Source organism: Lentzea sp. NEAU-D7 (genome assembly GCF_026242055.1).
In the GTDB taxonomy this organism is placed as follows: domain Bacteria; phylum Actinomycetota; class Actinomycetes; order Mycobacteriales; family Pseudonocardiaceae; genus Lentzea.
Genome location: NZ_JAPJDL010000016.1, coordinates 200,668 through 226,474, shown reverse-complemented (window position 1 = coordinate 226,474; position 25,807 = coordinate 200,668). Strand labels below are relative to the sequence as shown.

General features: G+C 69.2%; 24 protein-coding genes and 1 tRNA gene. 11 read left to right on the top strand and 14 right to left on the bottom strand.

From position 1 onward, the window contains the following. Positions 1 to 94: 94 nt before the first annotated feature. Genes hpt through ORI60_RS29525 form a run of 3 tightly spaced genes read right to left on the bottom strand, consistent with a single transcriptional unit; the run spans position 95 to position 2,612 of the window. Positions 95 to 643 (bottom strand): hypoxanthine phosphoribosyltransferase, encoded by a 549-nt coding sequence (gene hpt / locus ORI60_RS29535; RefSeq protein WP_266041266.1) that lies wholly within the window; start codon positions 641 to 643, stop codon positions 95 to 97. A 17-nt stretch (positions 644 to 660) separates the two neighbouring features. Then, the gene (tilS, locus tag ORI60_RS29530) at positions 661 to 1,572 is read right to left on the bottom strand and encodes a tRNA lysidine(34) synthetase TilS (protein ID WP_266041265.1); all 912 of its coding nucleotides are present in this window, start codon (positions 1,570 to 1,572) and stop codon (positions 661 to 663) included. Next, the gene (locus ORI60_RS29525) at positions 1,569 to 2,612 is read right to left on the bottom strand and encodes a zinc-dependent metalloprotease (RefSeq protein ID WP_266041264.1); all 1,044 of its coding nucleotides are present in this window, start codon (positions 2,610 to 2,612) and stop codon (positions 1,569 to 1,571) included. Before ORI60_RS29525 ends, tilS begins: the two co-directional genes overlap by 4 nt. A 152-nt stretch (positions 2,613 to 2,764) precedes the next feature. Here ORI60_RS29525 and ORI60_RS29520 point away from each other — a divergent pair, with 152 nt between their 5' ends. Further along, positions 2,765 to 4,000: an RNA-guided endonuclease InsQ/TnpB family protein gene (locus ORI60_RS29520; protein ID WP_266041263.1), complete on the top strand. Its 1,236-nt coding sequence runs from the start codon at positions 2,765 to 2,767 to the stop codon at positions 3,998 to 4,000. Between the two features lie 13 nt (positions 4,001 to 4,013). Here ORI60_RS29520 and dacB read toward each other — a convergent pair whose 3' ends face one another. Next, complete coding sequence (gene dacB, locus ORI60_RS29515; protein ID WP_266041262.1) at positions 4,014 to 6,113, bottom strand: D-alanyl-D-alanine carboxypeptidase/D-alanyl-D-alanine-endopeptidase; 2,100 nt, start codon at positions 6,111 to 6,113, stop codon at positions 4,014 to 4,016. Positions 6,114 to 6,237: 124 nt separating this feature from the next. On the opposite strand from dacB, the gene ORI60_RS29510 reads away from it, so the two are divergent. Further along, a complete protein-coding gene (locus ORI60_RS29510; RefSeq protein WP_090097559.1) occupies positions 6,238 to 6,744 on the top strand; it encodes an inorganic diphosphatase in 507 nt (168 codons plus the stop codon). 55 nt (positions 6,745 to 6,799) lie between these two features. Here ORI60_RS29510 and ORI60_RS29505 read toward each other — a convergent pair whose 3' ends face one another. Then, entirely contained in the window at positions 6,800 to 8,443 is a 1,644-nt protein-coding gene (locus tag ORI60_RS29505; RefSeq protein WP_266041261.1) for an MDR family MFS transporter, read from the bottom strand. After that, positions 8,444 to 8,965 (bottom strand): MarR family winged helix-turn-helix transcriptional regulator, encoded by a 522-nt coding sequence (locus ORI60_RS29500; RefSeq protein ID WP_266041260.1) that lies wholly within the window; start codon positions 8,963 to 8,965, stop codon positions 8,444 to 8,446. Between the two features lie 174 nt (positions 8,966 to 9,139). Between ORI60_RS29500 and ORI60_RS29495 the strand changes: the two genes are divergently transcribed. From ORI60_RS29495 to ORI60_RS29485, 3 genes are all read left to right on the top strand, one after another. Continuing rightward, complete coding sequence (locus ORI60_RS29495; RefSeq protein WP_266041259.1) at positions 9,140 to 9,592, top strand: DUF4442 domain-containing protein; 453 nt, start codon at positions 9,140 to 9,142, stop codon at positions 9,590 to 9,592. 118 nt (positions 9,593 to 9,710) lie between these two features. Then, positions 9,711 to 10,412, top strand: a complete 702-nt coding sequence (locus ORI60_RS29490; RefSeq protein ID WP_266041258.1) for an excalibur calcium-binding domain-containing protein — start codon at positions 9,711 to 9,713, stop codon at positions 10,410 to 10,412. Positions 10,413 to 10,435: 23 nt separating this feature from the next. Beyond that, on the top strand, positions 10,436 to 11,398 hold the full coding sequence (locus tag ORI60_RS29485; RefSeq protein ID WP_266041257.1) for a TIGR03617 family F420-dependent LLM class oxidoreductase: 963 nt from the start codon (positions 10,436 to 10,438) through the stop codon (positions 11,396 to 11,398). Here ORI60_RS29485 and ORI60_RS29480 read toward each other — a convergent pair. Next, positions 11,380 to 11,553 carry a hypothetical protein gene (locus ORI60_RS29480; protein WP_266041256.1) on the bottom strand — a complete coding sequence of 58 codons (174 nt, stop codon included), beginning with the start codon at positions 11,551 to 11,553 and terminating at the stop codon, positions 11,380 to 11,382. The genes ORI60_RS29485 and ORI60_RS29480 overlap by 19 nt on opposite strands. A 144-nt stretch (positions 11,554 to 11,697) precedes the next feature. Here ORI60_RS29480 and ORI60_RS29475 point away from each other — a divergent pair, with 144 nt between their 5' ends. After that, positions 11,698 to 12,294 (top strand): ArsR/SmtB family transcription factor, encoded by a 597-nt coding sequence (locus ORI60_RS29475; RefSeq protein WP_266041255.1) that lies wholly within the window; start codon positions 11,698 to 11,700, stop codon positions 12,292 to 12,294. Beyond that, complete coding sequence (locus ORI60_RS29470; RefSeq protein ID WP_266041254.1) at positions 12,291 to 13,031, top strand: SRPBCC family protein; 741 nt, start codon at positions 12,291 to 12,293, stop codon at positions 13,029 to 13,031. Before ORI60_RS29475 ends, ORI60_RS29470 begins: the two co-directional genes overlap by 4 nt. On the opposite strand, the gene ORI60_RS29465 is transcribed toward ORI60_RS29470, so the two are convergent. Next, entirely contained in the window at positions 13,004 to 13,822 is an 819-nt protein-coding gene (locus ORI60_RS29465) for an endo alpha-1,4 polygalactosaminidase (RefSeq protein ID WP_266041253.1), read from the bottom strand. The genes ORI60_RS29470 and ORI60_RS29465 overlap by 28 nt on opposite strands. A 272-nt stretch (positions 13,823 to 14,094) precedes the next feature. Here ORI60_RS29465 and ORI60_RS29460 point away from each other — a divergent pair, with 272 nt between their 5' ends. Together ORI60_RS29460 and ORI60_RS29455 are read left to right on the top strand one after the other, a co-directional pair. After that, on the top strand, positions 14,095 to 14,766 hold the full coding sequence (locus ORI60_RS29460; protein WP_266041252.1) for an HNH endonuclease family protein: 672 nt from the start codon (positions 14,095 to 14,097) through the stop codon (positions 14,764 to 14,766). A 130-nt stretch (positions 14,767 to 14,896) separates the two neighbouring features. After that, positions 14,897 to 15,766, top strand: coding sequence for a hypothetical protein (locus tag ORI60_RS29455; protein WP_266041251.1), 870 nt, complete (start codon positions 14,897 to 14,899; stop codon positions 15,764 to 15,766). A gap of 392 nt (positions 15,767 to 16,158) precedes the next feature. Here the strand turns inward: ORI60_RS29455 and ORI60_RS29450 are convergent. After that, positions 16,159 to 16,232: transfer RNA gene (locus ORI60_RS29450), tRNA-Thr, on the bottom strand. Positions 16,233 to 16,340: 108 nt separating this feature from the next. Between ORI60_RS29450 and ORI60_RS29445 the strand changes: the two genes are divergently transcribed. Next, on the top strand, positions 16,341 to 17,690 hold the full coding sequence (locus ORI60_RS29445) for a hypothetical protein (protein ID WP_266041250.1): 1,350 nt from the start codon (positions 16,341 to 16,343) through the stop codon (positions 17,688 to 17,690). A 51-nt stretch (positions 17,691 to 17,741) separates the two neighbouring features. Beyond that, on the top strand, positions 17,742 to 18,467 hold the full coding sequence (locus ORI60_RS29440; RefSeq protein ID WP_266041249.1) for an SDR family oxidoreductase: 726 nt from the start codon (positions 17,742 to 17,744) through the stop codon (positions 18,465 to 18,467). Between the two features lie 43 nt (positions 18,468 to 18,510). On the opposite strand, the gene ORI60_RS29435 is transcribed toward ORI60_RS29440, so the two are convergent. The 5 genes from ORI60_RS29435 to ORI60_RS29415 all read right to left on the bottom strand — a co-directional run bounded on the left by ORI60_RS29435 (position 18,511) and on the right by ORI60_RS29415 (position 25,760). Next, complete coding sequence (locus ORI60_RS29435) at positions 18,511 to 19,707, bottom strand: DNA polymerase III subunit delta' (protein WP_266041248.1); 1,197 nt, start codon at positions 19,705 to 19,707, stop codon at positions 18,511 to 18,513. A 23-nt stretch (positions 19,708 to 19,730) separates the two neighbouring features. Then, positions 19,731 to 21,770, bottom strand: a complete 2,040-nt coding sequence (locus ORI60_RS29430; protein ID WP_266041247.1) for a bifunctional MFS transporter/dTMP kinase — start codon at positions 21,768 to 21,770, stop codon at positions 19,731 to 19,733. 72 nt (positions 21,771 to 21,842) lie between these two features. Then, positions 21,843 to 22,271: a hypothetical protein gene (locus ORI60_RS29425; RefSeq protein WP_266041246.1), complete on the bottom strand. Its 429-nt coding sequence runs from the start codon at positions 22,269 to 22,271 to the stop codon at positions 21,843 to 21,845. A 13-nt stretch (positions 22,272 to 22,284) separates the two neighbouring features. Next, the gene (gene topA / locus ORI60_RS29420; protein WP_266041245.1) at positions 22,285 to 25,047 is read right to left on the bottom strand and encodes a type I DNA topoisomerase; all 2,763 of its coding nucleotides are present in this window, start codon (positions 25,045 to 25,047) and stop codon (positions 22,285 to 22,287) included. A gap of 140 nt (positions 25,048 to 25,187) precedes the next feature. Next, the gene (locus ORI60_RS29415; protein WP_266041244.1) at positions 25,188 to 25,760 is read right to left on the bottom strand and encodes a hypothetical protein; all 573 of its coding nucleotides are present in this window, start codon (positions 25,758 to 25,760) and stop codon (positions 25,188 to 25,190) included. Between the last annotated feature and the right edge of the window lie 47 nt (positions 25,761 to 25,807).

The window sequence follows — 25,807 nt, the reverse complement described above, 5'->3', positions numbered from 1 at the left end:
CGAACCCGGAGGACATCCGCGGCGTGCTGCTCGACGCCGTCTCGCAGCGGCGGTGCCGTCCGAACTGCTGACCGCTCGCGTTTCGAGCAGAAGCTCAGTTGGAGTAGACCTTCGGATCCAGCGTGCCGATGTACGGCAGATCCCGGTACCGCTCCGCGTAGTCCAGCCCGTACCCGACGACGAACTCGTTGGGGATGTCGAAGCCGACGTACTTCACCGGCACCTCGACCTTCACCGCGTCGGGCTTGCGCAGCAGCGTGCACACCTGCAGCGACCGGGGCTTGCGCGACTGCAGGTTCTTGAGCAGCCACGACAGGGTCAGACCCGAGTCGATGATGTCCTCGACGATCACCACGTCCCGGTCGGCGATGTCGCGGTCCAGGTCCTTCAGGATGCGCACCACGCCGGACGACGACGTGGACGACCCGTAGGACGAAACGGCCATGAATTCGAGCTGCACCGGAACGGGCAGCGCGCGGGCAAGGTCGGCCATGAACATCACGGCGCCCTTGAGCACGGTGATCAGCACGAGGTCGGAGTCACCTTCTGGGTGATCAGCCGCGACCTGCTTGGCGAGTTCGGTGACCTTGTCGCTGATCTCCTGCTCGGTGATGAGCACGGATGCGATGTCGCCGTCGTACACGGACAGGTCCCCTCTGCTTAAGACTGTGGTTCCACGGCGAGCCTGCCATGCGCGCGCCGCACGACAAAGCCGCCAGGTAGCCAGACACCGCCCTGACCGCGCCATTCACTCACCAGTGCGTCGACGCGGCGCAGGTGCGAATCGGACAGTTCAGGCACGCCTTCGTCGATCAGCCACGCCCTGAGCACTCTGCGTCGCAGAGCCGCAGGCAGTTCGGCGATGTCGTCAACAGCACAGCAGTCACCGGCGAAGGCGTCCGCGAGAGAGTCGAGTGCGTCACAGTCCTCACGCAATTGGGCCGCCGTGCGCGCCAGCGACGAGGCCACGCCGCCCTGCAGCACGTCCTCCAGCAACGGCAGCACCTCTGTCCTCAGCCGCACGCGCGTGAACGACGGGTCGGCGTTGTGCGGGTCCTCCCACACCTCGATCCCCTGCTCCGCGCACGCGGCGCGGGTGGCGGCGCGGGACACGCCGAGCAGCGGACGTCCCCACGGCGGGTCGAACGCGCGCATCCCCGCGATCGACCGAGGCCCGGAGCCGCGCCCCAGGCCAAGCAACACGGTCTCGGCCTGGTCGTCCAGGGTGTGGCCGAGCAGCACGACGCCGGACGACGGCCTCAGAGCCGCGTAGCGGGCTTTGCGGGCCGCGGCCTCGGGGCCGCCGCCGCCCTCCACGAGAACCGGCTCCACGCGCGCCACGAGCCCCAACCCGGAACACTGCTGGGCCGCTTTCAGCGCCACGTCGCCCGATCCCGGCTGCAGCTGGTGGTCCACGACGACCGCCGACGCGCCGGGCACCAGCCGTGCCACGGCGGCCGCCAGCGCGAGCGAGTCCGCTCCGCCGGAGACCGCGACGGTCACGTGCTCCGGCTGGACCTCGTCGAGGAAACGGCGGACCGCCGTCCTGATCTCGGCGACCGGTCCGTTCACGGTGACACGCGGCGCAGCCAGCTCATGGGCTCGGCGATCTCGGCCCTGGTCGGCAACGTGTCGGCGGACGTCCAGATCGCGTTGAAGCCGTCCATGCCGACGCGCTGCACCACGTACTCGGTGAACTCCGCGCCCTCCTCGTACTGCCGCACCTTCGCCTCGACGCCGAGCACCGTGCGCAGTATCCGGTCGAGCAGGCCGCCGCCCTTGCGCCGCGCGCTGAAGCGGGTGCGGATGGTCGACACGGACGGCACCACCGTCGGCCCCACGGCGTCCATCACGTGGTCGGCGTGGCCTTCGAGCAAAGTGGACAGTGCGATCAGCCGGTCCAGCAGGACCTTCTGCTGCGGCGACTGGATGAGCTCGATCAGCCCCATCGGGCCGTCGCCGGCGCGCAGCTTGTGCCGGAAGTCGCGGATCACGTCGGGCAGCGGCGCGCGTTCCTCGTCCATTGAGGACAACAGCGCCGTGACCTGGTCGGAGAAGTACCTGCGCAGCCACGGCACGCCGGTGAACTGCAGCCGGTGCGTGCACTCGTGCAGGCACACCCACATGCGGAAGTCGTCGTCCGGCACGTCCAGGGCCTGTTGGGCACCGACGATGTTCGGCGCGACCAGCAACAACCGCCCGGCGAGCTGGTCGGTGGGGCTGAACGGGTCGTACTGGCCCAGCACCCGCGAGGACAGGAACGCGAGCACGACGCCCGCCTGCACACCGGCCGTGCCGGCGAGGATGCCCGCCATCGGACCCGTCTGGCGCGGCATGGCCGGTGCTGTCAGCGCGGCGAGGCCCTGCGCGGCGGCCGCGACCCACGCGGGCCTGTCCACGACCTCGCCCGGCAGCAGCGGCAGCCCCTGACCGAGCCCGGTCAGCTCGCGGACGTGCACCTCCGCCTGCGGGGCGAGCTCCCGAAGTCTGCCTACGACGTGGTCGGCCTCGTCCTTGCCGATCACGGGACCCGGCCGGACGAGCCGCGTGGCGGTCGTTACCGCCAGCTCCCAGTCCACCGGGCCGAGCTCTGCCTCCGTCGCGCCGTTCACGGTTCCGACGCTACCTGCGCACGGCCCGCTACCGAAGTGCGGGCTGGTGCGCTGGGCACGCAACCAAATGCGCGAGCAGCGCGGAAAGACAGTGTCTGCCGGTGCGAATTCCCGCGAAGTCGGTCATGAAACCAACCGAATAGGCTGGTCGTGTGCAGCTTCGATACAACTACCGCGTCTACCCGACGCCTGATCAGCGTGACGCGCTGGCGCGGGCGTTCGGGTGCGCGCGTGTGGTGTTCAACGACGCGTTGCACGCCCGCCGGGCAGCCCACGTGAACGGCGACCCGTACCTGTCGGACGGCGAGCTGTCCAAGCGGGTCGTCACCCGCGCCAAGACCACGCCGGAACGAGTGTGGCTGGGCGAGGTGTCGGCGGTGGTGTTGCAGCAGGCCCTCGCGGACCTCAACACCGCGTACCGCAACTTCTTCGCCTCGGTCACCGGCAAACGCAAAGGCCGCAAAGTCGCCCCGCCCCGGTTCCGGTCCCGCAAGGACAACCGGCAGGCCATCCGGTTCACCCGCAACGCCCGGTTCACGGTCCTGGGCAACGGCCGGTTGCGGCTGCCGAAGATCGGTGACCTCGACGTGCGCTGGTCGCGTGACCTTCCCGCCGAACCGTCCTCGGTGACCATCTTGAAGGACGCGGCGGGCCGGTACTTCGCCTCGTTCGTCGTCACGACCGATAAGGATCAGACACTGCCGGGGGCGGAGTCCGAGGTCGGTATCGATCTGGGCCTGACGCATTTCGCGGTGCTCTCGGACGGCACGAAGGTGGTCGCGCCGAGGTTCCTGCGCCAGGCGGCGCGCAGGCTAAGGCGATTGCAGAAGTCGTTGAGTCGCAAGGTCAAGGGCTCGAACAGGCGCAGGAAAGCCGTGGTGAAGCTAGCCCGTGCTCATGCGCGGGTGGCTGACACCCGGCGGGACTGGCAGCACAAGCTGTCCACGGCGATCATCCGCGACAACCAAGCGGTGTACGTCGAGGACCTCTGTGTCGCCAGTCTCGGCCGGACCTGGCTCGCGAAGTCCGTGCACGACGCCGGATGGGCCGGTTTCACCGGCATGCTGGAGTACAAGGCTGCCCGATACGGGCGGACCTTCGGCCGGATCGGCCGGTGGTTCCCATCTACCCGGATGTGCTCGGCCTGCGGACATGTCAGCGACAAGATGCCGTTGAACATCCGGGTGTGGACCTGCCTGTGCGGCAGCATCCACGACCGGGACATCAACGCCGCCATCAACATCCTCGCCGCAGGACGTGCGGAGAGCCTAAACGACCGTGGAGCGCAGGTAAGACCAGCACCCGTGCTGGCACCGCGCCGTGAAACGGGAATCCACCCAGACGCCGCACTATCCACGCGCGGCGTGGAGGGAATCCCCGCCCTTTAGGGTGAGGAGAACGTCAAGAACAGCCACAACCCCGCAACGCGGCGGCCAGCACGTCCAGCGCGGGCCGCACCTCGTTCTCCGGGTTGCGGTTGCTCGCGGACATGAACGAGAACACGAGCACGCGTCCGTCCACGTCGACGACCACGCCGGCGAGCGCGTTGACGCCGGTGAGCGTGCCGGTCTTGGCCCGCACCCAGCCCTTGCCCGGTGCCGCCGTGCCGCCATAGCGACCGGCGAGGGTGCCGCTGCCGCCCGCGACCGGCAGCGCCGTCAGCAACGGCCGCAGCTTCGCGGTGCGCGCGTCGTCGAGCGTGGGCTTGGCCGCCGCGGTGAGCACGTCGGTGAGCAGCTTGGCCGGGATCTTGTTCGTCGCGGACAGGCCGCTGCCGTCCACGAAGTTCGCCCCGGTGAGGTCGAACCCGTTCTTGCTCAGCACGTCCCGCACGGCCTTCACGCCGCCCGCGAACGACGGCTCGTTGCCCGTCTTGATCGCGATCTCGCGCGCGATCGCCTCGGTCAGCACGTTGTCCGAGATCTGCATCATGTTGTCGACGAGCTGCTCGATCGACGCCGACTTGATCTCGCCGAGCACCTGCGCGCCCGCCGGAGCCGCTCCCGCCGTGGCGCCGGGAGCCCCGACGCGCTGCGCGAACGCGTCCGCCGCCGCCTGGGCGGGGCTGCCGGTGCGCGCGCCGTTGACGTTGGTCTGGTCGATCCGGCCGCCGTCGAGCATGAACGGCACGATCGGCGCGACCGAGCCGCCCGCGATGTCCACCGCCTCCCACTGCGGCCCGAGCGCCTCGCCCGCGTACCGGCTGAGGTCGAACTGGACCTTGGTGACCGGGCCCTTGGCCTTGACCTGGCCGACCAGGTCGTCGAGCGTCGCGGCGCCGGGGTAGACCGACTTGCCGGGCGCGCCGGAGATCGTCGGGTCGCCACCGCCGACGATCACCACGGTGCCGGGTTCCGCGCCCTGGACGACCTTGGTGGACAGCTGGTCGGTCTTCTCGAGGCTCAGCAGCGCCGCGGCGGCCGTGAGGATCTTGAGGCTCGACGCCGGGGTGGCGGCCGTGGTGTCGCCCTGCTGCCACAGCGCGGTGCCGCTGGCGGGGTCGATGACGCTGCCGGTGAGCGTGCCCAGCGCGCTGTTGCCCGCCGGCCCGGCCAGCGCCTGCTTCACGCCGGCGGGGGTCGGGGCCGGTGCCCCTGCGGTGACGGCCTTGACCAGCGGCTGGACGTTCGCGGGCGCGGCCGGGGGCCGGGTCTCGACCGCCTTGGCGCCGCCGAACTCGTTGACCGCGTAGACCGTGGCGCCGGCCAGTGCCGCGACGACGAGCAGGCTCAGGACCGCGAACAGCGGCTTGCGGCTCTTCCTGGGCTCGTCGGCGAGGCGGTCCTCGGGTTCCTCGTCGTAGCCGGTGACGGGGAGGTCCTTCGGCTCCTGGCGCGGAGGCGGAGGCGCTACCGGGCGAGTCGGCTCGGCACGCGGCGGTTCTTGACGCTGCGGCTCCTGGCGCGGTTCTTGACGCTGGGGCTCCTGGCGCGGCGGTTCCTGACGGGGAGGTGCCTGGCCCTGGAGCTGGTCGACGCGCCTGGTCTGCTCGGGACGCGGCTGCTGGTGCTGCTGCCGGTCCGGCTTCGCCGGCTTGTCGAACCACGACTGCTCCAGGTGCGGCAGCTGGTCGACGCGCGCCGTCTTGGCGGGCGGCACCGAGAGCTCCGTCGTCCTCTGCTCCGGCCTCGGCACGACGCGGGTCCGGTCGTTCTTCGGCTCGACGCGCACCGGGAGGGCCCGGGGTTGGCCGACTTCTGGACCAATCGTCCCGTGAGACTTCCCACCGGCGGAGTCACCGGAAGGCCCGCCCGGAGCGCCGGAACCGGCCGTTGGCACACCCTGGGCGGCCTGACCCGGACCGGCGGCGTTCGGAGCGGAACGGATCGGCGACGAGCGCGGCGGCTCCTGAGTGGACGGTGCCGAGAGCACCGCGGCGAGCGGGAAACGCATCGTCGGCTGGTCCACCGGCGGGCGGTTGACCTGCACCGTCGACTGTGAAGCTGCGGCGACCGACTCGGCGTCGTCGTCCTCGGTCGGCCACTGGGGGTCGTCCGGCAAGAGAGCCTCCGTCAGCTCGGTACGGGCAATCTCACACCCACCAACCGCCGCTCCGATGAGGGTTGACAAGGCGTCGTGGTCCACACTAGTGGGCATCACGAATGGGCTACATGAGCGAGGACCAGTGGAATTCGACGTCCTGATCGAGATCCCCAAGGGCGTGCGCAACAAGTACGAGGTGGACCACAAGAGTGGCCGCATCCGCCTCGACCGCACGTTGTTCACGTCGACGCAGTACCCGGCCGACTACGGGTTCATCGAGAACACCCTGGGTGAGGACGGCGACCCGCTGGACGCCCTCGTCCTCGTCCAGGAACCGACGTTCCCCGGCTGCCTGATCGCCGCGCGCGCCATCGGCATGTTCCGCATGACCGACGAGAAGGGCGGCGACGACAAGGTTCTGTGCGTGCCGGCCTACGACCCTCGCCACGAGCACCTGCGGGACATCCACCACCTGGCCGAGTTCGACCGCCTGGAGATCCAGCACTTCTTCGAGGTCTACAAGGACCTGGAGCCGGGCAAGAGCGTCGAGGGCGCGACCTGGGTGGGCCGCACCGAGGCCGAGGCCGAGATCAAGCGCTCCTACCAGCGTCTGAAGGACGCCGAGGCCAGGGGCGAGACGTTCCACTGAGCACGACGGGAAGAGGGGGCCGCACGAAGCGACCCCCTCTTTTTCATGCCCTGCCCTAGACCGCGACGGCCTCCGCGTCCGCCACGCGCTCCAGGCCCGACCGGGTCGAGAGCGGCTTCTCGCGCAGGAACCACACGAGGACGAACGCCGCGATCATCACGATGCCGCCGGTCAGGAAGACCGTGTCGATCGCGCTGGAGAACCCGTCGAGGAACGGCTTGGCCAGCACCGGGTCGAGGCCGTTGAGGAACTCGGTGTTGTTGATGTCCACACCGGCTCCGCCACTGCCCTGCAGCATCTTCGCGAACTCCGGGTTCTGCCCCAGAGCGATCTTGAACGCGTCGGTCTGCGCCGCGGCCTTCAGGCCGTCCGCGATCTTGCCGCCGACCGTGCTGAACAGGATCGACAGGAACACCGCGGTACCGACGGTGCCACCGATCTGGCGGAAGAACGTCGCCGAAGCGGTCGCCACACCCATGTCGCGCGGCTCGGCGTCGTTCTGGATCGCCAGCAGCAGCGTCTGCATGCACTGGCCCAACCCGGCGCCCATCACGAACATGTAGACCATGACCAGCCAGCTCGGCGTGTCCGTGCCGATGGTGCTGAGCAGGAACAGCGCGATCGCCATCAGCCCGGCGCCGATGATCGGGAACACCTTGTAGCGCCCGGTCTTCGACGTGACCTTGCCCGCGATCGCGGTGGCCGACATGATGCCGAACGTCATCGGCAGCAGCATCAGACCGGCCGTGGTCGGCGTGACGCCCTTGACGATCTGCAGGTACAGCGGGATGGAGACCATGCCGCCGAACATGCCGACGCCGAGCACGAAGTTGATGGTGTTGCCCAGCGAGAACGTGTGGTTGCGGAACATCCGGATCGGCAGCAGCGCCTCGTCGCCCATCCGGTTCTCGACCCACACGAACGCCACCAGGCCGAGCACACCGATCACGTACATGGCGATCGACGTCGCGGACGCCCAGCCCCACTCGCGGCCCTGTTCGGCCACGATCAGCAGCGGCACCAGGCCGACGGTCAGCGCGATGGCGCCACCGAAGTCGATGCGGTGGTTCACCCGCTGGTGCGGGATGTTCAGCACGCGGGCGACGACGAACAGCGCGAGCAGCGCGATCGGGACGTTCACGAGGAACACCCAGCGCCAGCCGGTGACACCGAGGAACGAGCTGAGACCGGCGAACACGCCGCCGATGACCGGCCCGAGCACGCTGGCCGAACCGAACACGGCCATGAAGTAGGCGGAGTACTTGCTGCGCTCACGCGGCGAGATGATGTCCGCCATGATCGCGAAGGCCAGCGACATCAGACCGCCGGCGCCCAGGCCCTGCACCGCGCGGAACGCGGCCAGCTCGTACATCGAGGTCGCGATGCCCGAGAGCAGCGAGCCGACCAGGAACAGCGAGATCGCCGCGAGGTACATCGGCTTGCGCCCGTAGATGTCCGACAGCTTGCCGTACAACGGGGTCGTGATGGTCGCGGTGATCAGGTAGGACGTGGTCGCCCACGCCTGCAGCGTCTGCCCGTGCAGCTGGTCCGCGATGGTCTTCATGGCGCTGGCGACGATCATCTGGTCCAGCGCCGCGAGGAACATGCCCAGCAGCAGACCGGACAGGATCGTCATGATCTGGCGATGCGTCAGGGAGACCCCTGGCGTGGGTGTCGCCGCATCGGTTGTCGTTGACATCTAGTTCTCTCCTCCTGCGCGGGTCCCCGTCCCGCGTTCGGTCAAAAGCGCCGGGATCGTGCGCTCGTAGTCCAGGACGAAGCGTTCGAACAGGTCCGCGAAGCCCTTGAAGTCCTCGTCGGCCCAGTCCGCGAACACCTGCTCGATCGCCTCGTTGCGCTGCCGGCGCCGGTTCAAGATCAGCTCGCGGCCCGCTTCGGTGACCGCGAGAACGCTGGCCCGGCCGTCCGCCGGGTCAGCACGCCTCTCCACGAGTCCGTCCTTCACGAGCCCGGCCACCTGCCGGCTGATCGTGGACGGATCGGAGAGCACCGCCTCCGCGAGCGCACTCGAGCGGCACTCCCCGAGACCGGAGAGCGTCGCGAGGAGCACGAAGGCGGACTTGTCCATGCCCTGCTTGGCCATCTGATGGCTGACCTGGGCGTGCATCTTGTTCAGCCGCACCATCGCCATGCCGACACGGTCCGCGAGCTCGTGCTCGGGATCGACACCGGTGCCGAAGCACCTGCCCGGATCGACCATCTGACACCTCGTTGCTTGTATCACCCAACTAGTTGCTCGGTACAAGCATCCAGCTCGGTCCAGCGGATTGCAAGTGAGTTCCGAGTCTCACTCCACAGAGGAGTGGTACGGCCTCGCCGAGTAGTGGTTACCGACGGGTAGCCACTGGGGTTACTCGTCGGTAGCATCCCTCTCATGAGCCAAGACGCGTCTTTCATCGCCGATGCCATGAAGCAGGCCGTGCCCTACGTGAAGACCACGGGCATCGAGTTCGAGGAGGTCTCCGCCAGCCGCATCGTCGCCTCGCTGCCGGACACCCCGACCCTGCACAACCACATCGGCGGACCGCACGCCGCGATGATGTTCGGCCTCGGCGAGTCCGCGTCCGGCGCCGTCGTGATGGCCGCGTTCGCCGCGCACCTCGGCAAGGCCACGCCGCTCGCCGTCCGCGCGGAGATCGCCTACAAGAAGATCGCGATGGGCCCGCTGCGCGCGGAGGCCGTGCTGGGACGCTCCGCGGACGAGGTGCTGGCCGAACTGGAGTCCGGTACCCGGCCCGAGTTCCCGGTCACGATCACGATCACCAACGCCGAGGGCGTGACCACCGGTGAGATGACCGTCGTCTGGACGTTGAAGCCCGCCCGCTGAACTGGGCATCTCCGTATTTCGGTTCGGACTCGCGATGAACCGATGCGATCCAAATACGTAACCTTGGCCACACCGCTCCGGGCAGGCAGTATTCGGGGCTATGTCGGGGTGGAGAAGTGTGGGCGGAGTCGTGCTGGTCCTGCTCACCGCGGGATGTGCCACGCAGGTGCAGCAGTCGAGGCCCGTCGCAGTGGAGAAGCCGGCCGAGGACGCGCCGGTGACGGCGTCGTCGTCCTCCTCCGCGGCGATCCCGCCCGCTCAGCTGGGCATCAGCGTGGCCTCGATCGTCGACGGCCGTTCCGTGATGCTCTCCGACGGGTCGAAGGCCGAGGTCAGCGGCCTCGCACAGCCCGGGCCGTGCTGGGCTGAGGCCGCCGGCAAGTTCGCCGCGGCGATGCTGCTGAACCAGCAGGTGCGCTACGACCGCACGACCGGCGCGCTCACCCTCGCGGACGGCACCGACTACGCGCTGCTCGCGCTGGGCAACGGCGCCGGACGCACTGCGGGCGCCCCGACACCGGTGCAGAAGGAAGCCGAAGGGGCCGCGCAGCGCGTCCCGATGGGCCTCTGGGGAGCGCCGTGCGGCGGCAAGGACGCCCTGGAGACCTCCTCCGCTCCCCCGCCTCCGCCGCCGGTCACGACGACGACCACGAAGCCGCCCGCACCGCCCAAGCCGAAGCCCGTCTTCTACGCGAGCTGCGACGAGGCGCGCCGGGCGGGCGCGGCACCGCTCTTCTGGGGCCAGCCGGGTTACCGCGTCGAACTCGACCCGAACCGCAACGGCATCGCCTGCGAGTCCCGCTACAGCGGGTCTCGCTGACCGGAGGCAATAACCTCAGCGGCATGAAGCTGGACAGCGCTGCCGTCGAGTACACCCCGGGCGAGGCCGGGGCCATCGCGAAGCGGGCGGAGGACCGGGGTTACGACGGGTTCTGGCTCGCCGAGACCAAGCACGACCCGTTCCTCGCGCTGGCCGGCGCCGCCGCGGCGACCGAGCGGATCGAGCTCGGCACGGCGATCGCGGTGGCGTTCGCGCGCAACCCGATGACCGTCGCGACCACGGCGAACGACCTCCAGCTGCTCTCCGGGGGCCGCTTCAACCTCGGACTGGGCTCGCAGGTCGAGGCCCACATCACCAAGCGCTTCGCCATGCCGTGGAGCAAGCCGGCCGCGCGCATGCGCGAGTTCGTGCTGGCGATCCGCGCCATCTGGCACGCCTGGGAGACCGGCGAGCGGCTGGCGTTCCGCGGCGAGTTCTACAGGCACACGCTGATGACGCCGTTCTTCGACCCCGGCCCGAACCCGCACGGCACCGCGCCGATCTACCTCGCGGGCGTCGGCGGGCTGATGACCGAGGTGGCGGGCGAGGTCGCGGACGGCTTCCTGTGCCACAACTTCACGACCGAGCGGTATCTGCGCGAGGTCACGCTGCCTGCGCTGGAGCGCGGCCGCGCGAAGGTGGGGAAGACTCTGGAGGGCTTCGAGATCAGCGGCCCGGTGTTCGCGGCGACGAACGAGCAGGAGATCGCGGACGTCAAGCGGCAGATCGCGTTCTACGGGTCGACGCCCGCGTACCGGCCGGTGCTGGACCTGCACGGCTGGGGCGCGCTGCACGAGGAGCTGCACCGCATGTCGCGGCGGCAGCAGTGGGCGGAGATGAGCGAGCTGGTCACGGACGAGGTGCTGGCCGAGTTCTGCGTTCTCGGCACCCCGGAGACCGTCACGGCCGCACTGCTGGACCGGTACGGCGATGTCGTCACCAGGGTCTCTCCGTCGAGCGCCGTGCTTCAGCGCCCGGAGAAGTGACTGAGCCCCTGACGTGCGAGCTCGGCGTGGAACGCGTCGAGCTCGGCGCGCACCCTCGACACGCCCCTCTTGCGGATCCACCGGCGTCTGCCGACGTTGGCCGCGGTCAGGGCGAAGGGCAGTGCCAGCAGGGTCAGGGCCAGCATCGTGATCATCTTGTCTCCTCAAGGGTTGCGAACAAGCAACGACCAATCGAGACATCGCTTACGGTACCGGCTCGAACGCCACCCAGGTGGAGCAAAGTCACCGACAGCCGCATAGTTCTTGACTAATTTTGTTTTCGGTGTGACGCTGGCGGCATGTTCGAAGTGGCGGTGATCGAGGATCCTTCCGCGGCCGAGGTGTCGCTGGACCCGGTGCGGGCGCGGTTGCTCGCGGAGCTGGTGGAGCCCGGATCGGCGACGATGCTCGCCGCGAAGGTCGGGCTGCCCAGGCAGAAGGTGAACTACCACCTGCGCACGCTGGAGCAGCACGGCCTGGTGGAGCTGGTCGAGGAACGGCGCAAGGGCAACGTGAACGAGCGCCTGCTGCAGGCGACCGCCGCGTCCTACGTCATCTCGCCGACGGCGCTCGCGGCCGTGCAGCCGGACCCGGCGCGGGCACCCGATCGGTTGTCCGCGCGGTGGCTGCTGGCGGTCTCGGCCAGGCTGGTGCGCGACGTCGGCACGTTGATCACGGGCGCGACCAAGGCGAAGAAGCGGCTGGCGACCTTCGCGCTGGACGGCGAGGTCAGGTTCGCCACGGCGGCGGACCGCGCGGCGTTCGCCGAGGAACTCGCCGGGTTCATGACGCAGCTGGTCGCCAAGTACCACGACGAACAGGCCGAAGGAGGGCGTCCGCACCGAGTCGTCGTCGCCCTGCACCCCAGCGTGAACGCCAAGGAGGACGAGTCGTGACGCACGAGTTCGAGATCAGCAAGGAAGTCGAGGTCGACGGCACTCCCGAGCAAGTCTGGGACGCCATCGCCACCGGGCCGGGCATCGACTCGTGGTTCATGGGCCCGCACACCGTCGACGGGCGCCTGGGCGGCCGCATGTCGCTCGACATGGGCTTCTTCCAGGAGGCCTCGACGATCACCGAGTGGGAGCCGGGCAAGCGCCTCGCCTACCAGAGCGACAAGGGCGAGGACGGCACGTTCCACGCGATGGAGTACCTGATCGAGGGCCGTGAGCAGGGCTCGACCGTGCTCCGGTTCGTGCACAGCGGCATCCTCGCCGACGGCTGGGGCGACGAGTTCGTCGACCAGCAGTCGAAGGGCTGGGACATGTACCTGTTCACGCTGGCCGAGTACGTGAAGCACTTCGCGGGCAGGCCCGGCGTGTACGTGTTCGCCCAGTGGCCGCCTCAGCCCGAGGGCGCCGACAACTGGCCCGTGCTGCTCAACGCGCTCGGCGTCCCCGAAGACGCGAAGGTCGGCGACGAGGTCACCATCGAACCGTTCGGCGTGCACGGCGTCGTCGACTACGTGGTCGAGCACGACGTCCACAAGTTCCTCGGCGTGCTCGGCGCGGAAGGCATCTACCGGTTCCACGGCACCAGCGCCGTCGGCCACCACCTGTTCGGTGACGCGACCGGGCAGGCCGAGAAGTGGCAGGCGTTCCTGAATCAGACCGTCGGCGGACAGACCTCGTAGACGTACTCGTCGTGCCCGTACGGCACCACGTTCCGGTCGCGGCGGATCACCGAGACCCGTCCGCCGCGATCGGCGCACGACTTCCGGAAACCCTCGTCGGTGTACTCGATCTGGAAGAAGTCGTTGCCGAACGCGGCGGCGTACGCGTTGCACTCGTCGCGGGCCTGGCAGTCCTCCGCGATGGCGAAGTCGAAGCCGATCTCCTTCTTGCCCGCGTCACCCAGTTCCGCGGCGTTCTTCTGCGCCACCGCAAGACCTTGTTCGTGCGCGTACCTGACGAACGCCTTCATGAACTCCTTGGTGGCGCCGAGGTCGAACGCCCCCTCGGCCCTCGTGTAGGAGTCGAGGTTGTCCGGCTCGACGCCCTTGAAGAAGGCCGTCTTGCAGTCCTTGATCCACTTCTTCTGGATCTCCAGGATCCTGTTCCGCTTGTCCCCGGTGGAGATGTCGAGGATGCCCTCGTTCCACTCCGGATCGATCGCGATCTCCCCGTCCGGCTTCTTCACCAGCAGGTCGGCGTGGTTCTTGCGCCACCAGTCCAGCCCGCCGTCCATCGTGCCCGGCTGCGTCTGCAGGGCGTTGAGGTAGCAGATGTTGTAGCGCCGACCGTCGATGATCTTGCTCCGGTCGCGCACGACGATCTTGACCGGCACGTCCGGCTGGTAGGCGCCACCGAGCTGGTAGTCGAGCTGCCCACCGGCCGGCGGCAACTCGCGCGGCGGCAGGTCCGGCTCGCCCGAACAGGAGGCGACCAGCAGGAGCAGGGCGGTCACCACCGCGGCGGTTTTCATGCGCGGCAGTGTGTCACTCGCAGAGTTGCGCGGGCGTAACAGCACAGCACTCCATTGCTCGTGAATGAGATCTGGCTTCATTGAGCGTCCACAGTGGACACCTTCGCCGTCGAGGCGAGGACGGTCGACTCCGCGGCGTCGCGCAGTTCCTGCTGGACCTCGTCCCTTCCACTGTGGTGGACGCGCTGGCACGCAACGCGTTGCTCCAGGTGTCGCGTGGAGTTACGCCTTTGGGCGGCCATGATCCCCATCGCGGCGGGTATGCCTGTCCCATGCGGTGGCTGTTGCTGATCGTCCTGCTGACCGGCTGTTCCGCGTTACCCCTGCAGTCCTCCGCTCCACAGGTGGACCGGGTACCGGCGGGCACCCTCGACGCCGCGACCGCGCGCACGTCGCTCGCGGCCCTGCCCGTCGCCGCGAGGGGCCGGATGGACGGCTACGTGCGCGACTGCTCGGACGGCAAGGCGTGCGTCTTCGGCCAGCCGTGGTTCGACACCGACGGCGACGGCTGCGACCAGCGCAGCCAGGTCCTGGCCCGCGACCTGACCGGCGTCGAGCGCAAGCCGGGCCGCTGCGGCGTCCAGGCGGGCACGCTGGACGACCCCTACACGGGCTCGCGCGTGACCGGCGTCTCGAAGATCCAGATCGACCACGTCGTGCCGCTGGCGGAGATGTGGCGCAGCGGCGCTTCGGCGTGGGCTCCCGAACAGCGCCTGGCCGCGGCCAACGACCTGCGCAACCTCATGGCGGTGTCGAGCAAGGTGAACCAGTCGAAGAGCGACAAGACGCCCGACGAGTGGATGCCGCCCAATGCGGGGTACGCGTGTTCGTACGGGCGGATCTACGTGACGGTGAAAGCCGCCTACGGCTTGTCGGTGGCACCGGCGGAACGTTCGGCGCTGGAGAGCGCACTCACCACGTGTGACACACCGCCTGCAACATAACTTCAGAACAATGCCAATTGATTGACAATTCAGCCTCCACCCATTCGTACCAACTTCGATGACGACTCCGACGAGACCGAGTTATCCTGCTCAGTCCGGCCCGTGCGGCCGACGAGGGGGTGAACCGGACTTGCTGAAGTCGTTCGCACAGTGGCTGGAAAAATTTCTCCAGGACGAAGGCGCGGTCGGGTTCGTCAAGGGACTGCTCGGCCTGATCGTGTTCGGCGCCGTGCTGTCGGCACTGTTCGGCTCCACCGCCATTCGCACGGCATTCGTGATCGGCGCACTCGTCCTGACACTGGTGCTGCTGACACACCTGAGCACCCGAGTCGCCAAGCTGGAGTCGGACACCAAGGAGTACCGCGGCCTGCTGTCCAAGTACTGCAAGCTGCTCACCGAACTGCAGCCCAGCCTGTTCGACATCAAATCCTGGGAGCAGGAGGCGGTGATCGAGGCGAACGGAGACACCTACGAATTGATCACAGTCAACGCCGTGATCAGGAACTCCGAAGCTCGGTTCTTCCGCCTGGTTTTCGGCGCGGGATGGGACCAGCCCAAGTCGATCGAGAAGCAGGTCACCGCGCGCGTTCGCAGCCTGTTGGTGGACGGTTCCGAGGGGCCGAGCTTCCAGGTGACCTCACATTGGGGTGCCGACGGCAAGCTCGACATGGTTTCCCATTTCCACTCTCCGGCTGAAGTGGACAGCGAAGTTCGCTTGAAAATGGAATGGACCTGGCCGAAGAAGTGTGTCCCGCTGATGGTCCACAAGAAGCCGGATCCGTTCGTCTTCTACTTCCGGCAGCCCGTCGAACGTGCGACCTACAAAGTTGTGCTTCCCAAGGGCGTGAACGTTCACTGGGACGTGGTCGCGCTCAGCCAGGCCCGGGACGACTTCGAGATCACCGCATCGACCAACGCAGGCCGGGTTGAGATCCGACTGATCATCAAGAACCTGCCGGCGGACCGCCGAGTCGGCATGCTGCTGGAACTTCAGAGGTAGAACGGCCTGCACACACGCCTGGCTGTGCAGGCCCCCTGTGACGGGGCACTTGAGCCCAGGTCAACGGCTCACTTGTCGCCGTTCTCGCCGCCCATGAGAGACATGGTGTGCGTTCCTCCTTCTACCTCGCAAGGTAGTGCGCATCAGATCACCACGGCACCTGGCGGCAGTGGAGACCCGCCGGACCCCACGGTGTGTTGATCGCACCGAAGGACGCGCATGTTAGCCATCCGGTTGTCGCCTATCGCCGGAGACCCTCCGCCAGCGCGGGCTCTCTGCGTCCCACTGCGGATACGTGCGAGCGTAGTCCGCGGTTCGGGCGCGAACCCGGCGAACGCCTGAAATGGCAGAAGGGCCAGGTCAACGAGTGACCTGGCCCTTCCGTCTCACCGAGCCGCCTATCGGAATCGAACCGATGACCTGCTCATTACGAGTGAGCTGCTCTGGCCGACTGAGCTAAGGCGGCGAGACGCGATAACTATAACCGACCCGCAACCGCGTTACTCACGGGGGTCGGCATCGTTGTACGGACCGTGACCGACGTCACCACCTCCTAGCGCCCAGGGAGAGGTTCATGCGCCGTTCGTTGTCCGTGCCGCTGGCCGGGTTGCTGCTCGCGCTCGTCGCGGCTCCCGCGCTCGCGCAGCCTCCGACCACTCCTGTGCCGGGGCCGCGCGATCCAAACCAGCCGCCGGCGTCGGCGCCGAACGGGCCGCAGCCTCTCGCGCACGCCGTCGGCGACGCCGGGACGGGGCTGAGCGTCGTCCGGCTCGGACCGCAGGGGGTGCCGACCAACACGATCCTTCCCGGGCTCAGCGAGCAGTTGCCGAAGCAGTCGGTGACCGAGTTCGGGCTGGGGCTCGCGAGTGCGCAGGTGAACACCGAGGCGTTCCTGAGCACCGAGCGGGTGGTGACGCAGGCGAACCCGTTCGGGTTCGCGGTGGCGGGGCGGTCTCCGCAGTCGCCGGGGACGCTGGTGCAGACGGCGATCCCGGACAACCCGCAGCCGACGAGCGGCGGGCTGCCGATTCCGGAGACGCCGCTCGCGAAGCTCAAGCTGCTCAACGGAAGCGTGCACGCCCGGTGGGACGAGAAGGTCGGGCCGTGCGTCAGCCCGCTGGCCACGGCGAGGACGTCGCTGGCCGGCCTCGAGGTGCTGAGCGCGCTGCCGGCCGAGGTGCCGTTGCCGGTGAAGACCAGCCTGATCAGCGTTCCGGACGCGTTCGAGGCGAGTTCCGTCGTCAAGCTCGTCGACCTGCCGGGCAGCAGGAACAAGGCGGTCGAGTCGACGTCGACGATGCGCGCGGTCAGCATCGAGCTGGCCGGTGGCATCAAGATCGACGTCGCCACCCCGCCGACGCTCACGGCCACGGCGACCGGGGACGAGGCGACCTCGAAGATCACCTACACCGCGCCGGTGCTGAAGGTCAGCCAGAACGGCAAGGACCTCGGCACGCTCGACGCCGCGCATCCGACGCTCGACATCCCGCTGCTGCTGGACCTCGTCGTGATCAAGCTGCAGATCGCGGGACTCAACGAGAAGAAGGCGGCCTTCACGGGCACCGGGTTCAGCGGGTTCCAGCTCGGGGCCACCGCCCGGATGCTCGACGTGCAGGTGCTGCCGACGGACAAGCTGAAGCTGCCGAACCTGCCGACGGCGCTCGCGCAGATCTCGCTGGGCGAACAGATCGTGCGGGCCGCGGCACCGAAGGGCGGCGTGATCTGCGGGACCTCGCAGCCGCCGCAGACGACCGTGCCGCAGCAGCCCGGCGCACCGGCCGCGCCGCCCAAGGGTGCGCCGCCGCTGGCCTACACGAACGCCGCGTACCAGGCGATCCCGCTGTTCTGGACCGGTACGGCACTGCTGCTCGCGGGTGTGGTGATCTTCGCCGCGCTGCCGGCCAGGGGCAGGTCGCGCGGCTAGGGGTCGGCGAGAATCAGGCCTGGTGGATCAGGTCGCTGGGACGGTGCCGCGGTGAACTTCTCCCTCGAGGGCAGGACCGCGCTGGTGACCGGTGCCCGCACGGGCATCGGTCGGGCGATCGCCCGCGGTCTGCACGACGCGGGCGCGCAGCTGGTCCTCGTCGGCCGCGGCGACCTCTCCGGCGTGGCGCCCGCGCTCGCGACGGTCTCGGTGGACCTCTCGGAACCGGCGTCGATCGAGCCCGCGCTGGCACCGGTCCTGGCCGAGCACCGCGTCGACGTCCTGGTCAACAACGCCGGCACCATCCACCGGGGTGCCGCCGTCGACGTGTCGCTGTCCGACTGGCAGCGGATCATGGCGGTCAACCTCGACTCGGCGTTCGAGATCTCGAAGCTCTGCGGCCGGCAGATGATCGCCAACGGCGGCGGCAAGGTCGTGAACATCGCGTCCCTGCTGTCCTTCCAGGGCGGCATCCTCGTCTCGGCCTACACCGCCTCGAAGCACGCCCTGGCCGGCCTGACCAAGCTGCTCGCGAACGAGTGGGCGGCGTCGAACGTGCAGGTCAACGCCATCGCTCCCGGCTACATCGAGACGAACAACACGGCTGCCCTGCGCGCGGACGCCGACCGCGAACCCGCGATCAGGAGCCGAATCCCGGCAGGCCGCTGGGGCACACCGGAAGACCTGGTGGGCCCGGCGGTGTTCCTCTCGTCCTCCGCGTCCGACTACGTGACCGGGCATGTCCTGGTCGTGGACGGAGGCTGGCTGGCGCGATGACCGGCACCGCTGTCGAGAAGACGCTCGGGCGGCGGACGAGGTGTCAGCCGCGGTGCAGCGTCGTCACCATCGCCTCGATGGCGATGCGCGGCTTCACGTTGACCTCGATGGCCTCCCGGCAGGCCAGCACGGCCTCCAGCCGCCGCAGGATCGACTCGGACGACCAGGTCGCGGCGGCGGTCCGGGAGTCCTGGGCCCGGTCCGGGTGCATCAGGGCGGCCTCCGACCCGGTCTTGACCACGAGCGCGTCGCGGTAGAACGCGGCCAGGTCGACCAGGGCCATGTCCAGGGAGTCGCGCTGGGTCCGGGTGGCCCGCGACTTCTGCCGCTTCTCCAGGTCCTTCAGCGCGCCCTTGGCCCCGCGCGAGGCGGCGGCGGTGCCCTTGCCCGTTCCGCCCGCGCCCATCGCCGTCTCCAACGCCTCCCGCTCGGCCTCGTTGCGGGACTCGTTGGCGGTGGAGGCGTCGTCCTCGGCGGCCTTGATCAGTTCGTCGGCGCAGGTGAAGACGTCGGCGGGCTTGCGCAACGCGAGCGGGATCCGCAGCACGGCCTCGCGCCGGGACCGCGACAGCTCGTCCGAGGCCAGCCGGCGAGCCCGTCCGACGTGGCCGCCGCAGACCGAGGCCGCCCACTGGGCCATCTCTGGCGAGACGCCGTCGACGGCCTCCAGCGCCGAGGCGATGGCCGCGGGCCGGGGCGATCCCAGCGACACGAGCCGGCAGCGGGAGCGGATGGTCACCGACACGTCGTCGGGGTGGTCCGACGGCGCGCACAGCAGGAACACCGTCCGCTCCGGCGGCTCCTCGACGGCCTTCAGCAGCGCGTTGGCCGCGCCCTCGGTGAGCCGGTCGGCGTCCTCGATGATCACGACCTGCCACCGGCCCGACGTGGGACGGCGGGCGCTGATCTGGACCAGGGACCGCATCTCGGCGACGGAGATCGACAGGCCTTCAGGCGCCACCACGCGCACGTCGGCGTGCGTGCCGTGCAACGTCGTGCGGCAGCCGGAGCACTCACCGCAGCCAGGGCGGTCGTCCGTCACGACGCACTGCAGCGCGCCGGCGAAGGCGCGGGCGGTGGACGAACGGCCGGAGCCGGGCGGGCCGGTGAACAGCCAGGCGTGGGTCATCACGCCGGGTGCCGGGGTGCCGCCCGCGACGATCGTGGCCGCGGCTTCCGCGGACGCCGACAGCATCGCCACCGCCTCGGGCTGGCCGACCACCTCGTCCCACACGCTCATGGGTCCAGTCTCCCAGCGACGGATCAGACAGCGGCCTGGGGGACCGCGCGCTTGCGCCCGGCCATCAACGGGACCACGGCGGAGCGGACCCGCTCGGCCACGTCGTCGACGTCGCCCTCGGCCTCGACCACCACGTAGCGGTCGGGATCGGCGGCGGCCATCTCGCTCAGCAGCCGCTGCACGCGCCAGTGGTGCTCCGGCCCGATGCCCTTGGCGTCGGCGCCGGGGCGGTCGAGCAGGATCGTCAGGTCGGGGCGCAGCCTGCCGGTGGCCCAGTCGACCAGGCCTTCGAGCTCCTGGTGCTCCAGCGAACTAGTCGCGGTGAAGTGCGCCAGCGGCGAGTCGACGTAGCGCTCCATCACGACGACGGAGCCGTTGTCCAGCGCGGGGCGCACCTGCCGTTCGACGACGTCGGCACGGACGGCGGCGGCGACCAGCGCCTGCGCGCGCACGCCTGCCAGGTCGGCGGACGACAGCATCGTGCGCAGGCGGCGTTCGTCGTGTTCGGGGTCGGCGGCCAGCAGCACGTCGAGGCCCTCCGCGCGCAACGCGGCGGCCAGGCGGCGGGCCTGCACCGACGTGTCCTCGCGGGTGTCGCCCTCGACCGCGATCAGCATGCCCTTGGTGTGCCGGCGGCCGCGGATCGCCGCGAACAGCGACGACAGCACCGGCTCCTCGCGGCGGTCGTCCATCTGCCGGTACGCGACGAGGCCCAGGACGATCGCGATCGCGGCGCCGCCGAGCATCACCGGCCGGGTCGCGTCGACCTCCATCGGATGGCCGAACACGCTGACCTGCCGTTTCTGCAGCAGCGCGACCAGCAGCGGCGCACCGGCGGAGGCACCGAACAGCACGATCTTCAGCAACGACTGGATCAGCGCGACCGTGCGGCCGCGCATGGCGTCCTCGACCTGCGAGCCCACGATCGTGAGGCCCGTCAGGAACGCGACGCCCGCGCACGCGCCGACCAGCGCCACCGTCAGCAGCGCGATCCACAGGTGCGGGGCCAGCGCGACCAGCACCAGCGAGATGCCGGCGAAGACGATCGTGACGCCGAACAGGCGGTTGTAGGCGAGGCGCTGGGCCAGCCGGGGCGCGGTCGCCATGCCCACCGCGAGTCCGAAGAACACGGCCACGAACAGCAGGCCGAACGTCGAGGCGCCGCCCAGCAGCGACTGCGCGTAGAGCTTCGCCGTCGCGATCACGACACCGGCCGCGGCGAACGCGCCGATCATGCCGATGACCAGGCCGCGGACCAGCGGCGTCGCGGCGGCGAACTTCAGGCCCTCGCGGAACATCGCGACGAAGCCGGGCTTGTCGCCGTCCTCCTCCTTCTTGCGGGCGGAGGAGACGCGGCCGGACAGCTCCGGCAGGCGGGTCGCGACCAGGATCGCCGAGGTGAAGTACAGCAGGCCGTTGATCACCACCGCGATCGTCGCGATGTTGAACTCGAGGTTCCCGCCCTGCAGGTTCAGGTACGCCGGGATGCCCGCGATCAGCGAGTACAGGCCGAAGCCGCTGATCGTGGAGATGCCGTAGGTCATCACCAGGCCGAGCTGGTTCGCCGACTCGACCTGGTCGGGGCGGCGCAGCAGGTTCGGGACCGCCGACTCCTTGGCCGGGATCCACAGCATGGCGCAGCAGCCGACCAGGAAGTTCGCCACGAAGAGCCAGATCGGGGAGCCGATCAGCGCGATCGAGATGAACAGCGACCCGCGCAGGACGTCGCAGACGACCATCACCTTGCGGCGGTCGAACTTGTCGGCGAGCACGCCGCCGATGGGCGCGAAGAGGATGCCCGGCAGCAGCTGGGTCAGCACGACCAGCGACAGCGCGAACGACTGCCACTGGTAGCTCTTCATCATCTCGGAGACCAGACCGGTCAGCGCGAGCAGTGACAGCCAGTCACCGACGCTGCACAGGTAGGTGACGAGCCAGAGCCGCCGGAACGGCCTGATGGCGAGTACCGATCGAAGCCGGTGGACCGTGGACACGCTGGACTGGGCCTGCCCTGCCTGGCCTGCCTCGGTCGCCGGTGTGTCCGCGTCCTGAATTTCAGTCACCCCTAAGTCGCCACTCCCGTGCGGTCAGCGTAACCGGATGTGGTGATTCAGGATGCCGGACTCACAGCACAGCTAGCTGAAGATCGCTCCGAGAATGCTGACCAGGACCAGGACGAAGAACCCGATGACGACCAGGCAGCCGATGAACGCGGCCACCCCGCTCGTCTGCTTGGCGGGTTGCTGTTGCTGCTGTTGTTGTTGCGGCGCAGACATTTGGTTCGTCGACGCGAACTGCTGGACCGCGTACTCGTGAGCCGGCTGAGGCGCTCGCTGCGCCCGGCCGCGCGGCCGCCGCTGCTCCTGCCGCATCTGCGACCAGACGGCCTGTCGCAGCTCCTCGGTCGGCTCGGCGGGTGTAGGCACCGCCACACGTGAGCTGAGAGACGTCCATTGAGGAGCGACGAAGCTGTCAGCGGTCACCAGGCCCGCGAGCGGGTCGGGGAACAGCCGGGGAGGCGGCGGGGCCTGAGTCCCGTCGGGTCCGAACTCGTTGATCGGCACCGCCACCCCCTGCTCAGCTCTTGGACTTGGCCGGCGCCTTCTTGGCCGCGGGCTTCTTCGCCGCCGGCTTCTTGGCCGGGGCCTTCTTCTTGACCGGGCCCTTGGCGCGCTTCTCGGCCAGCAGCTCGGCCGCGCGCTCGTCGGTGATCGACTCGACGCTGTCCGTCTTGCGCAGCGAGGCGTTCGCCTCACCGTCGGTGACGTACGGCCCGAACCGGCCTTCCTTGATCACCATCGGCTTGCCGGACACCGGGTCGTTGCCCAGCTCGCGCAACGGCGGAGCGGCGGCGGCACGGCCGCGCTTCTTCGGCTCGGAGTAGATCTTCAGCGCCTCTTCGAGCGTGACCGTGAAGATCTGCGACTCCTCGACCAGCGACCGCGAGTCCGTGCCCTTCTTCAGGTACGGGCCGTAGCGGCCGTTCTGCGCGGTGATCTCGGCACCCGTCTCCGGGTCCTTGCCGACCACGCGCGGCAGCGAGAGCAGCTTCAGCGCGTCGTCCAGCGTCACCGTGTCCAGCGACATCGACTTGAACAGCGAGCCGGTGCGCGGCTTCGGCGCCTTCGCCTTCGACGACGAGCCGTTCTCGGAGGCCTCGGGCAGCACCTCGGTCACGTACGGGCCGAAGCGGCCTTCCTTGGCCACGATCTCGTTGCCCGAGACCGGGTCGGTGCCGAGCGAGCGGCCCTCCTGCGGCGTCGAGAAGAGCTTCTCGGCGATCTCCGCGGACAGCTCGTCCGGTGCCAGGTCGTCCTGGACGTTCGCGCGCTGCGCGGTTCCGTCGACCTCGCGCTCCAGGTAGGGCCCGAAGCGGCCGACGCGCACGACGACCGTGCGGCCCTCGGAGTCGCTGAACAGCGGGATCGAGTTGACCTCGCGCGGGTCGATGTCCTCGACACCCGTGCCGACCAGCTTCTTCAGGCCGCCGGACCGGCCGATGGAGCCGTCCGGGCCGACGCTGCCACCGAAGTAGAAGCCGGACAGCCAGTTCGTGCGGCCCTGACGACCTGCGGCGATGCCGTCCAGCTCGTCTTCCAGCGCCGCGGTGAAGTCGTAGTCGACCAGGCGGCCGAAGTGGTTCTCCAGCAGACCGACCACGGCGAACGCGACCCACGACGGGACCAGCGCCGCGCCCTTCTTCCACACGTAGCCGCGGTCCTGGATGGTGCTGATGATCGACGAGTAGGTGGAGGGACGGCCGATGCCGAGCTCCTCCATCGTCTTGATCAGCGACGGCTCGGTGTAGCGCGAGGGCGGCGAGGTGGTGTGACCGTCCGCGGACAGCTCCGCGATCGTCAGGTCCTGGTCCTTGACCAGCAGCGGCAGGCGCGACTCCGCGTCGTCCGACTCGCCGCCGGCCTCGGCGTCGACGGTCTCGACGTAGGCCTTGAGGAAGCCGGCGAACGTGATCGTGCGGCCGGACGCGGCGAACGTGACCTCCTGGCCCGTGCCCGCACGGCCCTGGATGCGGATGCTGGTCGTGTTGCCCCGCGCGTCGGCCATCTGGGAGGCGATCGTGCGCTGCCAGATCATCTCGTAGAGCTTGAACTCGTCCGAGTCGAGCTCGGCGGCCACCTGGCCGGGCGTGCGGAAGACCTCTCCGGCCGGCCTGATCGCCTCGTGGGCCTCCTGCGCGTTCTTGACCTTGCGCGTGTACTGGCGGGGCTGCGGCGAGACGTACTGCGCGCCGTAGAGGTCCGTGGCCTGCGTGCGGGCCGCGTTGATCGCGGTCTCCGACAGCGTCGTGCTGTCGGTGCGCATGTAGGTGATGTAGCCGTTCTCGTACAGCTTCTGCGCCGTGCGCATCGTGCGGTCGGCGGAGAACCGCAGCTTGCGGCCCGCCTCCTGCTGCAGCGTCGAGGTCATGAACGGCGCGTACGGCTTGCGGGTGTACGGCTTCTCCTCGACGGAGGAGACCTTGACCGGCGCGTCCTGCAGTCCGGCGGCGATGGCGCGGGCCTGCGCCTCGTCCAGCACGGTGACGTCGGCCTTGCCGGTCAGCTTGCCGTCCGAGCCGAAGTCGCGGCCCGTCGCGAGACGCGTGCCGTCGACGGCCACGAGACGCGCGCCGAACTGACGCGGCGTGGCGTCGGCACCGGCGTCCATCTGCGCGGAGATGTCCCAGTAGCTCGCGGAGACGAACTTCATCCGCTCGCGTTCGCGCTCGACGACCAGGCGGGTCGCCACGGACTGCACGCGGCCCGCCGAGAGCTTCGGCATGACCTTCTTCCACAGGACCGGGCTGACCTCGTAGCCGTAGAGGCGGTCGAGGATGCGCCTGGTCTCCTGCGCGTCGACCAGGTCCTGGTCGAGGTCGCGGGGGTTGGCCGCGGCGGCCTGGATCGCGGACTCGGTGATCTCGTGGAACACCATCCGGCGGACCGGGACCTTCGGCTTGAGCGTCTCGAGCAGGTGCCACGCGATGGCTTCACCCTCGCGGTCACCGTCTGTCGCGAGGTAGAGCTCGTCGACGTCCTTCAACGCTTCCTTGAGCTCGGTGACCAGCGACTTCTTGTCGGCGGAGACCACGTAGAGGGGTTCGAAGTCGTGGTCGACGTCCACGCCGAGCCTGGCCCAGGCCTGGCCCTTGTACTTCGCGGGAACGTCGGCGGCACCGCGCGGCAGGTCCCGGATGTGTCCCCTGGAGGACTCCACGACGAAGTTGGCGCCGAGGTACGAGGCGATCTTGCGCGCCTTCGTGGGCGACTCGACGATCACCAGTCGTCGGGTGCTACCCCCGCCTCCGCTGCTCTTCTTCGTCCGTGTCGATCCAGCCACTCGCCGTCCCGCTCTCTTCCAAACCCGGTTCCCAGGCCCGCCAGTGTTGCCCAGCGTCGGCCGAAAAGCACACCATCCGTCATGTCTCCGCGACGCCCGTACGACGAGACAGAGTGACACAACCATGCCGGACGGCCCGCTCAGGCCGCCGGCCAGGTGCTCATCGCCACTCCCTGCGGAGGGCTTCCGACCAGTTCAGCGAGCCGCGCCAGCCTCCGTCGGCCGGTTACCCGCAACGCCGGAGCCCCTACAAGGGTGCACGGAAGTCCGGATGCGAGCAGCGCATTTTGCAACGGTGCGTGTGTCTGCGGTGCGTTGGGGTCCAAACCGAGCAGATAAGCGGACTCCATCCAGCTGCCCGCGGCGAGCGCCCAGACGCGCAGCACTGCTCCGTTCAGCTCGAAGTCCGGCGGCACGGTCTTGACGGTTCCGTCCAGCCAGCGGGCGGCCAGAGGGGTGAGGTCGGTGCGGAACGGCGTGCGGACGAAGTGGGTGCCCTCCCCGTTGACGCACAGCTCGGTGGTGACGCCGCGCTCGGCGCAGGCCTGCTTGAGGGGGCGCAGCCGCCACTCGTCGCGCAGCTCGGTGTACACGCGGGCGGCCGTACCGCGCGCGAAGCTGACGGCCTGCCCCGGCCCGCAGAGGAAGCCGGCGAGGTCCGCCTTGGCCGGCGTGCGCGCCTCGGCCGAGAAGAAGGACAGCTGCCCAACCACGGCCCACAGGGTAGAACAGACGTTCGAGTGTGACCAGTGGGACAACT